Here is an 8,899-nt window from a genome sequence, read left to right on the forward strand (position 1 = left end):
CGGCAACCTGTGGCACCAGGATCATGGGCGCCCCGTCCGGCACATCGGACGGGGCGCTTCCGTTCGGAGGGAAACACGTCGTGCAGGGCGCCAGTTGGGCCGAGGGGCTCCGGTTCGGGTTCGGGACGCTGTCCGTGCTGCGGGTGCGGGTGGAGCGGTGGGACCGGGCCGCGGCGGCGCGGGCGATGACGGCGGCCCCCGTGGTGGGACTGGTGCTCGGCGCGGCGGCCGCCGGGGCGGGGTCGCTGGTGGCCTGGCGGGCCGGCGGGCTGCTCGGGGCGGTGGCGGCGGTGGGGGTGCTGGCCGCGCTCACCCGGGGGCTGCACCTGGACGGTCTGGCGGACGTGGCCGACGGCCTGGGCAGCGGGAAGCCGGCCGAGGACGCGCTGCGCATCATGAAGCAGTCCGACATCGGCCCGTTCGGCGTCCTGACCCTCCTTCTCGTGCTGCTGGCCCAGATCGCCGCGCTGGCCGGACAGTTCGCCGAGTCGACCACACGCGGCGCGCTCGCGGTGCTGGCGTCGGCGGTGACCGCGCGGTGCGCGCTCGCGTGGGGCTGCCTGCGGTCGGTGCCGGCCGCCCGGCCGGGCGGCCTGGGCGCGATGGTGGCGGGCACCGTGGCACCCGCCGGAGCGGTCGCGGGGACGGCCGCCGCGGCGCTCGCCCTGGCCGCCCTCGGACTGTTTGACGGATCGTCAACCCTTCGTCTCCCCACGGCCGTTGTGCTCGGCGTCGGCTGCGCCCAGCTGCTGCTCCGGCGCTGCGTACGGCGGTTCGGCGGAATCACCGGGGACGTGCTCGGCGCGATGGCGGAAACCGCCGCGACCGCTTCGCTGTTCGCCCTGGCGTTGCTCGGCTGACACCGGGCGGCGCGTGATCCCACCATGCGGACTACCATGCGGGGAGCACCGCAGCCCTGCACCGTCGCAGGTCCTGCCCGCCCGGCCTGACCCGAGGAGCCGGGGCCTCTGGTGTGCGTGGCCGCGACCTGCGCGGGTGCGCGCGCCAGGGGGCCCGGACCCGGAGCGTGCCGGGCGGTCCGGCCTGCGACGGCGGGTTGCGCCGGTGCGGCAGCCTCGCCGCAACCGGCCGTGGACCGCGAAAGAACAGGACGCATTACGTGACTGCATTGTCTGTGAGCACCTCCTCCGCCGCCTCGCTGCGCGCGGACGCCCTGGTGGTCGGTGTCGCCAAGGGCCCCAAGGGCATCGTGCTGGCCCCCGGCTCCGAGGCCGTGAACGAGGCGTTCGAGGGCAAGCTGACCGAGGTCCTCAGCACCCTGGGCGCGACCGGCGCCGAGGGCGAGGCCGTCAAGGTGCCCTCCCCCGCCGGCCTGAAGGCCGCGCTCGTGCTCGCGGTCGGCCTCGGCGAGGCCGCCGAGGCCGGCTACCAGCTGGAGGCGCTGCGCCGCGCCGCTGGTGTCGCCGCCCGCACCCTGGCCGGCGCCAAGAAGGCCGCGCTGGCCCTGCCGGCCGAGTCCGCGGACGAGGTCGAGGCCGTCGCGCTGGGCGGCCTGCTCGGCTCGTACGCCTTCGGCACCTACAAGGCCGACGGCAGCGGCAAGGAGCCGGTCGGCGAGCTGGTCGTGCTGGCCCCCCGCAAGGGCAGCAAGGACGCCAAGGCGGCCGTGGAGCGCGCCGCCGCGGTCGGCGAGGAGATGAACCGGGCCCGTGACCTGGTCAACACCGCGCCGAACGACCTGAACCCGAAGAGCTTCGCCGCGATCGCCCAGGCGGCCGGCAAGGAGCACGGCCTCAAGGTCGAGGTGCTCGACGAGAAGGCGCTGCTCAAGGGCGGCTTCGGCGGCCTGCTGGGCGTCGGCAACGGCTCGGCCAACCCGCCGCGGCTGGTGAAGGTGGCCTACACCCACCCGAAGGCGAAGGCCACGCTGGCCTTCATCGGCAAGGGCATCACCTACGACTCGGGCGGCATCTCGCTGAAGCCGGCCGGCCACAACGAGACCATGAAGTGCGACATGGCCGGCGCCGCCGCCGTGTTCGCCGCCGTGGTGGCCGCCAAGCGCCTGGGCCTGGCCGTCAACGTGACCGGCTGGCTGGCGCTGGCCGAGAACATGCCGTCCGGCTCCGCCACCCGCCCCGGCGACGTGCTGCGCATGTACGGCGGCAAGACCGTCGAGGTGCTGAACACCGACGCCGAGGGCCGTCTGGTGCTGGCCGACGCGATCGTGCGCGCCGGCGAGGAGAACCCGGACGTCATCGTCGACGTGGCGACCCTGACCGGCGCCATGGTGCTGGCCCTGGGCAACCGCACCTTCGGCGTGATGTCCAACAACGACGAGCTGCGCGCGACCCTGCACACCGTCTCGGGCGAGGTCGGCGAGCAGTCCTGGCCGATGCCGCTGCCGGCCGAGCTGCGCAAGGGCATGACCGAGTCGACCATCGCCGACCTGGCGAACATGGGCGAGCGGATGGGCGGCGGCCTGGTGGCCGGCCTGTTCCTGAAGGAGTTCGTGGCCGAGGGCATCGACTGGGCGCACCTGGACATCGCCGGCCCGGCGTTCCACGAGAGCGCTCCGTTCGGCTACACCCCGAAGGGCGGCACCGCGAGCGCGGTGCGCACCCTGGTCCGGTTCGCCGAGCAGACCGCGGCGGGCGGCAAGGCCTGATCAGGCACCCGAGTCGACGGGGGTCCGGCGCGCGTGCGCCGGGCCCCCGTCGGCGTTCGCGCGCGGGTCAGCCGTGGGTCCGCCGTGGGTCCGCTGTCGGCCCGTCGCGGGTCCGTCACGTTCCGGCGCCGGTTACCTGCGAGTAGGCCGGGACCTCGCCCCGCACCTCTGTTCGCTGCGGGCGAAACTTTGTTCCACCCTGCGGAAGACGCGGCGCCGCAGGGCCGCCCCGACGCCCGTCCGGCGGCTGTCAACCCCGCGTTGAGCTGCAATGATGCCCTTCCGTCGGGGGTATTCCCGCCCCGGTGACCGCTCTGTGGGACACCCCTGGGGTGGACCCGGACATCAGCCACCGCGAACAAGTGCGAAGATGTATTTCCGGCACGACTGGGCGCCTCACAAAGGCTTCCGACCCACCGGACCGCGACCGGCCCGGCGACCCACCCCATTGCATGGAGGACGTGACGTGGCGAACGACGCCAGCACCGTTTTCGACGTAGTCATTCTCGGAGGCGGAAGCGGCGGTTACGCCGCGGCGCTCCGCGCCGCTCAGCTGGGCCTGAGCGTCGCCCTGGTCGAGAAGGGGGAGCTGGGTGGCACCTGCCTGCACCGCGGCTGCATCCCGACCAAGGCTCTGCTGCACGCCGCCGAGATCGCGGACGAGACGAAGGAGGCCGCCGAGTTCGGCGTTCTGGCCACCTTCCAGGGCATCGACATCAACGGCGTCCACAAGTACAAGGACGACGTCGTCGCCGGCCTGTACAAGGGCCTCCAGGGCCTGGTCGCCTCCCGCAAGGTCACCTTCATCCAGGGCGCGGGCAAGCTCTCCTCGCAGACTTCGGTGGACGTCAACGGCCAGCGCATCGAGGGCCGCCACATCCTCCTGGCCACCGGCTCCGTGCCGCGCTCGATCCCGGGCCTGGAGATCGACGGCAACCGCGTGATCTCCTCGGACCACGCGCTCAAGCTCGACCGCATCCCGAAGTCGGCCGTCATCCTCGGCGGCGGCGTGATCGGCGTCGAGTTCGCCTCCGTCTGGAAGTCCTTCGGCGTCGAGGTCACCATCGTCGAGGCGCTGCCGCACCTCGTCCCGCTGGAGGACGAGAACTCCTCCAAGCTGCTGGAGCGCGCGTTCCGCAAGCGCGGCATCAAGTTCGAGCTGAAGGCCCGCTTCTCGGGCGTCGAGTACACCGAGGCCGGTGTCCGCGTCTCCACCGAGAACGGCAAGCAGATCGACGCCGACCTGCTGCTCGTCGCCATCGGCCGCGGCCCGGTCTCGTCCGGCCTCGGCTACGAGGAGAACGGCGTCGCGATGGACCGCGGCTACGTCCTGGTCGACGAGTACATGCGCACCAACGTGCCCACCATCTCGGCCGTCGGCGACCTCGCCCCGACCCTGCAGCTGGCCCACGTCGGCTTCGCCGAGGGCATCCTGGTCGCCGAGCGCCTGGCCGGCCTCAAGCCGGTGCCGATCGACTACGACGGCGTCCCGCGCGTGACCTACTCCAACCCCGAGGTGGCCTCCGTCGGCATCTCCGAGGCCAAGGCCGTCGAGCTGTACGGCAAGGAGAAGGTCGTCACCCTCAAGTACAACCTGGCCGGCAACGGCAAGAGCAAGATCCTGAAGACCGCCGGCGAGATCAAGCTCGTCCAGGTCAAGGACGGCGCCGTGGTCGGCGTCCACATGGTCGGCGCCCGCATGGGCGAGCAGGTCGGCGAAGCTCAGCTGATCTACAACTGGGAGGCCCTGCCGGCCGAGGTCGCGCAGCTCATCCACGCGCACCCGACCCAGTCCGAGGCCCTGGGCGAGGCGCACCTGGCGCTGGCCGGCAAGCCGCTGCACGCGCACGACTGATCACGCCACCACCCCCCATTTCCAGTACGCAAGACTTGATAGGAGTCGCTGAAACCATGGCGGTCTCAGTAACACTGCCCGCGCTGGGCGAGAGCGTTTCCGAGGGCACCGTCACCCGTTGGCTGAAGGCCGAGGGTGAGCGTGTCGAGGTCGACGAGCCGCTGCTCGAGGTGTCGACCGACAAGGTCGACACCGAGATCCCGTCGCCGGCCTCCGGCATCCTGGCCTCGATCAAGGTCGGCGAGGACGAGACCGTCGACGTCGGCGCCGAGCTGGCGATCATCGACGACGGCTCCGGTGCCCCGGTCGCCGCTGCGGCCCCGGTCGCCGAGGCCGCGCCCGTCGCCGCCCCGGCCCCGGTCGTGGAGGCGCCCGCCGCCCCCGCCCCGGTCGCCGCTGCCGCCCCGGCGGCTCCGGCTGCCGCTCCGGCCGCCGACGCCACCCCGGTCCTGCTGCCCGCACTGGGCGAGTCGGTCACCGAGGGCACCGTCACCCGCTGGCTGAAGGCCGAGGGTGAGACGGTCGAGGTCGACGAGCCGCTGCTCGAGGTCTCCACCGACAAGGTCGACACCGAGATCCCGTCGCCGATCGCCGGTGTCGTGGTGAAGATCCTGGTCGGCGAGGACGAGACCGCCGAGGTCGGCGCCCAGCTCGCGCTGATCGGTGCCGCGGGTGCCGTCGCCGCCGCCCCGGCCCCGGTCGCCGCCCCGGCCCCGGTCGCCGCTCCGGCCCCGGTTGCCCCGGCCCCCGTCGCTCCGGCCGCCCCGGTCGCTCCGGCTGCTCCGGCTCCGGTTGCCCCGGCTCCGGTCGCCGCCGCCCCGGCCCCGGTGGCCGCTCCGGCTCCGGTCGCCGCTCCGGCCCCGGTTGCCGCCCCGGCTCCCGTCGCCCCGGCCGCGCCGGCTGCCCCGGTGGCCGACGCCGGTGACGCCTACGTCACCCCGCTGGTGCGCAAGCTCGCCGCCGAGCACGGTGTCGAGCTGTCCTCCGTCGCCGGTACCGGCGTCGGCGGCCGCATCCGCAAGCAGGACGTCGTCGCCGCCGCGGAGGCCGCCAAGGCCGCCCCGGCCCCGGTCGCCGCCGCCGCTCCGGCCGCTGCGCCGAAGGCCGCCGCCGCGCCGTCCGCCCTGCGCGGCCAGACGGTCAAGATGACCCGCATGCGCAAGGTCATCGGCGACAACATGCTGAAGGCCCTGCACGAGCAGGCCCAGCTGACCAGCGTGGTCGAGGTGGACGTCACCAAGATCATGTCGCTGCGCGGCAAGGCCAAGGAGGGCTTCCTCGCCCGCGAGGGCGTCAAGCTGTCCCCGATGCCGTTCTTCGTCAAGGCCGCCGCCCAGGCGCTGAAGACCCACGCGGTCGTCAACGCCCGGATCAACGAGGCCGAGGGCACCATCACCTACTTCGACACCGAGAACATCGGTATCGCGGTGGACTCCGAGAAGGGTCTGATGACCCCGGTCATCAAGGGTGCGGGCGACCTCAACATCGCCGGTATCTCGAAGAAGACCGCCGAGCTGGCCACCAAGGTCCGCGACAGCAAGATCACCCCGGACGAGCTGTCCGGCGCCACCTTCACCATCAGCAACACCGGCTCGCGCGGTGCGCTGTTCGACACCGTGATCGTGCCGCCGAACCAGGTCGCCATCCTGGGCATCGGCGCCACCGTCAAGCGCCCGGTGGTCATCGAGGCCGACGGCGGCACCGCCATCGGCATCCGCGACATGACCTACCTGTCGCTCTCCTACGACCACCGCCTGGTGGACGGCGCCGACGCCGCCCGCTACCTGGTCGCGGTCAAGGAGATCCTGGAGGCCGGCGAGTTCGAGGTCGAGCTCGGCCTGTAAGGCACCACTGCAGGTCCGCGGTTTCGGCTGCACGGAGCCCCGCGTCGTCCCTGGACGGCGCGGGGCTCCGCCGTTGCCGGGGTCCGCCTGCCGTCCGCCTGCTCCTGGCCGCGCCTGGTCGTCTCCGACCCGCGCCCGGCTGCGTCGAACATCACCAGCGTTTCGCCGGGCCATGGCATGCGCGGGGGCTGGCGAACGGGGATGCTGGAGCGGTGATGGACGAGACCGACTTCTGGCAGATGATCGACGAGACCCGGGAGGACGCCGACGGCGATCCGGACGAGCAGGCCGACCGGCTGGTGGAACGGCTGGTCCAGCTGACCCCGGACGACGTCATCGACTTCGCCCGGCTGTTCGAGGCCCGGTTCCAGCGGGCCTACCGCCACGACCTCTGGGGCGCCGCCTACCTGCTGCTTGACGGCGCCTCCGACGACACCTTCGACTACTTCCGCTGCTGGCTGATCGGCCAGGGCCGGGACGTCTTCGAGGGCGCTCTGTTCGAGCCGGACGACCTGGCGGACCTGCTGCCCGAGTTCGACGAGGAGGAGGACGGCGAGGCCGAGGACCTCGGCTACGCCGCCGACGAGGCGTACGAGCAGCTGACCGGGCTGCCGCTGCCCGAGGTGGGCGGGCGACAGTCCGGCCGACCGGCCGGGGCCGCGCTGGACTTCGACGACCCGGACGTCATGGCGAAACGGTTTCCCAAGCTCTGGGAGCGCTACGGGGATTAGGGGCTCTCTTTCGGATCACGCCCACGGCGTGAGCGGCGCCGGACGCGTCAGGCGGTGCTGCCGCCGCCGGACGTGCCGTCCTGCTTGATGCCCCTGAGGATCTGGTCCAGCACGGACGCGTCCGGCGCGCTCGGGGTGTCGTCCACCCCGCCCTCGAACACCACGAAGCCGCCGCCCTTGGCCGGGACGGCGGCCAGCAGGACGTAGCCCTGGGTGCCGTCCGCGGTGCGGATGTGCCAGCGCACGGCATAGCCGGACACGCCCGCGACGGTCGTGTAGCCGGAGCCGGAGTCGGTGTGCGAGCTGATCCCGGTGAAGATCTGGCCGGCGTACGCGGGCATGGTGGCCTCGGCGGCCGTCTTGGCGGTGACGCCCTGGACGGTGTCGGTCTCGACCGAGAACTGGCCGCGGATGCAGGAGTTGCCGTCCGGGCAGGTGTAGCGGCCGGTGCCCAGGTAGACCGTGGAGTGCGGGGAGTTGGGCGCCACGTCCCAGCCGTCGAGCACCGGGACGGTGATCGCGTGCTGGGTGTCCGGGACGGTGCTCCTGACGGTCGGCGCCGGTTTGGGTGCGGGCGTCGGGGCGGGCGTTCCCGCCGTGGGGCTCGGGGCGGGGCCGGCGCCCCGGGTGATGGTGACCGTCGGGTTCGGGGTCGGGTCGGCCTGCGGGGAGCCGCCGCCGCTGAGCACGATCCCGGCGACGATCCCGCCCACGGCCAGGACGGCGACCGCGATGCCGACGACCAGACCGGGCCTCATCCGGCCGGGCGCCGGCTGCTGCGGCGGGTAGCCCGGCGCCGGGTAGCCGTAGCCCGCGCCCTGGGCGGGGTAGCCGTCCTGGGCCGGGTAGTAGCCGTCCTGGGCCGGGTAGCCGTAGCCCGGGGCGGGGGCGCTGCCCGGGTAGCCGTGGCCGGGGGCGTCCTGCGGGCCGCCGTAGCCGTACCCGGGCTGCCGGCCGGGGGGCTGCCAGCCCTGGGTGGGGGCGTCGGCGAGTTGGCCGGCGCCGCCTTGGAGCGGGCGCACCTCGCTGGTCCAGGCGTTGCCGTCCCACCAGCGCTCGTGACCGGGGGTGCCGTCCGCACCGGGGACCGGGTACCACCCGGGGGGCGTCGAGTTGCTCACGGCCGTACGGTACCCGGCGGGGTGCTGGTCCAGACAGAGCGGATCGGTCACGACTCTGCACCGCCCGCCAGGCCTGACGTGCCGTCAGTTTCGATGGGCGGAAAGGCCGGTCGGGCTTGTCAGTGCGCCAGGCTGCGGGCCATCAGGACGTCGTCCACGTACGACCCGTCGATCAGGAACTCCTCCGCGAGCGAGCCCTCGACGACGAAGCCGCAGCCCTCGTAGAGGCGGCGGGCCGGGGCGTTCCAGCCGAGCACCCGCAGGGTCATCCTGCGCGCGCCCGCGGCCCGGGCGGCCTCGCACGCCGCCTCGACCAGGCGCCGGCCGACACCCCGGCCGCGGGCCGTGCCGTCGACGACCAGGCCCTGGATCTGCCGGACGTGCCGGTTGCTGGCCAGCGGGGTCGGCGGGACCTGGCGGACGTAGCCGACCACCCGGCCGTCCAGGAGGGCGAGCAGGTACTGCTCCGGGGCGTGCCGTTCGTCGAAGACGCCGTCCCCCTCGGGCGGCTGCGGGGAGACGTCGGCCAGCGGGGACCAGGCGGCACGGTTGAGAACGGCGAGTTCGGCCTCGTCCTCGGGCTGAGCTGGGCGGATGATCAGATCGTCCTCGTGCATGCGCGTCATGCTAGTGCTGCTCCGCGGAAGTTCGTGGAGGGGTGTTGATCAGATATCCAGTCCGCTGAGGTAGAGGCCGCCTGCGCAGTCGAGGGCTTCTTCCGG

General features: G+C 73.2%; 7 protein-coding genes. 5 read left to right on the forward strand and 2 right to left on the reverse strand.

What is annotated here, in order from left to right; genetic code table 11:
* The first annotated feature begins 80 nt into the window (after window positions 1–80).
* The 5 genes from ACFV61_RS04695 (at window position 81) to ACFV61_RS04715 (ending at window position 7,056) form a co-directional block, all read left to right on the forward strand.
* Window positions 81–860, forward strand: a complete 780-nt coding sequence (locus ACFV61_RS04695; protein WP_380490122.1) for an adenosylcobinamide-GDP ribazoletransferase — start codon at window positions 81–83, stop codon at window positions 858–860.
* Between the two features lie 260 nt (window positions 861–1,120).
* On the forward strand, window positions 1,121–2,626 hold the full coding sequence (locus tag ACFV61_RS04700; RefSeq protein ID WP_380336568.1) for a leucyl aminopeptidase: 1,506 nt from the start codon (window positions 1,121–1,123) through the stop codon (window positions 2,624–2,626).
* A gap of 466 nt (window positions 2,627–3,092) precedes the next feature.
* Window positions 3,093–4,481, forward strand: a complete 1,389-nt coding sequence (lpdA, locus tag ACFV61_RS04705; RefSeq protein ID WP_063347308.1) for a dihydrolipoyl dehydrogenase — start codon at window positions 3,093–3,095, stop codon at window positions 4,479–4,481.
* A gap of 56 nt (window positions 4,482–4,537) precedes the next feature.
* Window positions 4,538–6,325 (forward strand): 2-oxoglutarate dehydrogenase, E2 component, dihydrolipoamide succinyltransferase, encoded by a 1,788-nt coding sequence (gene sucB, locus ACFV61_RS04710; RefSeq protein WP_380490124.1) that lies wholly within the window; start codon window positions 4,538–4,540, stop codon window positions 6,323–6,325.
* Window positions 6,326–6,540: 215 nt separating this feature from the next.
* Window positions 6,541–7,056 carry a DUF4240 domain-containing protein gene (locus ACFV61_RS04715; RefSeq protein WP_350885237.1) on the forward strand — a complete coding sequence of 172 codons (516 nt, stop codon included), beginning with the start codon at window positions 6,541–6,543 and terminating at the stop codon, window positions 7,054–7,056.
* A 47-nt stretch (window positions 7,057–7,103) separates the two neighbouring features.
* On the opposite strand, the gene ACFV61_RS04720 is transcribed toward ACFV61_RS04715, so the two are convergent.
* Together ACFV61_RS04720 and ACFV61_RS04725 are read right to left on the reverse strand one after the other, a co-directional pair.
* Window positions 7,104–8,177: a DUF2510 domain-containing protein gene (locus ACFV61_RS04720; protein ID WP_380490126.1), complete on the reverse strand. Its 1,074-nt coding sequence runs from the start codon at window positions 8,175–8,177 to the stop codon at window positions 7,104–7,106.
* Window positions 8,178–8,296: 119 nt separating this feature from the next.
* Complete coding sequence (locus ACFV61_RS04725) at window positions 8,297–8,794, reverse strand: GNAT family N-acetyltransferase (RefSeq protein ID WP_380490128.1); 498 nt, start codon at window positions 8,792–8,794, stop codon at window positions 8,297–8,299.
* Between the last annotated feature and the right edge of the window lie 105 nt (window positions 8,795–8,899).

The sequence above is a fragment of the Kitasatospora sp. NPDC059817 genome, assembly GCF_042731835.1.
Taxonomy (GTDB): domain Bacteria; phylum Actinomycetota; class Actinomycetes; order Streptomycetales; family Streptomycetaceae; genus Kitasatospora.

Bases quoted from the DNA above. Each gene is read 5' to 3' on its own strand.
- sucB (WP_380490124.1), top strand. From the start codon at position 4,538: ATGGCGGTCTCAGTAACACTGCCCGCGCTGGGCGAGAGCGTTTCCGAG.
- ACFV61_RS04715 (WP_350885237.1), top strand. From the start codon at position 6,541: ATGGACGAGACCGACTTCTGGCAGATGATCGACGAGACCCGGGAGGAC.
- ACFV61_RS04725 (WP_380490128.1), bottom strand. From the start codon at position 8,794: ATGCACGAGGACGATCTGATCATCCGCCCAGCTCAGCCCGAGGACGAG.